This window comes from Pseudaeromonas pectinilytica (genome assembly GCF_054780855.1).
Genome location: NZ_BAAGVN010000132.1, coordinates 1 through 504, shown reverse-complemented (window position 1 = coordinate 504; position 504 = coordinate 1). Strand labels below are relative to the sequence as shown.

The 504-nt window shown below is 50.2% G+C and carries 1 protein-coding gene; it reads left to right on the top strand.

Going from position 1 to position 504, the window contains the following annotated elements; genetic code table 11:
- Positions 1-504, top strand: a 504-nt coding sequence (locus ACYVG7_RS09835; protein WP_460882961.1) for an IS110 family RNA-guided transposase, incomplete at both ends; no start/stop codon positions are given.

Genomic DNA, 504 nt, shown 5'->3' with positions numbered 1-504 from the left:
GCAAACTATTGGTCCCGTCAGTTCAAGCAATACGGGCATGAAGTTAAACAAATCAGTCCGCAATATGTCGCCCCCTTCAGAATGGGCAACAAAAATGACAGGAATGACGCAGTTGCTATTGTGGAGGCTGCCAGCCGTCCAGGGATGCGCTATGTACCCGAGAAAACAGTGGAACAGCAAGATATTCAGTGTCTGCATCGGGTGCGTCAACGACTGATGAAAAACAGAACAGCGCTGATTAATCAGGTCAGGGGGCTGGGTTTGGAATATGGCATCGCCATACCGGAAGGGTCCCATAAAATCATGGCCAGCTTGCCCGATGCTCTGGAAGATGCAGAGAATGAACTCACCACACTCAGCCGTGAGTTATTCCAGGAGATGCTGCAGGAACTGAGAGAGAGTCAGCAACGAATTAAAGCACTGGATGTTCGGCTGAAGCAGATGAGTGCGCAGAATGAAGATACGGTACGCTTGGAAAGTATTCCGGGTATAGGGCCACTGGGA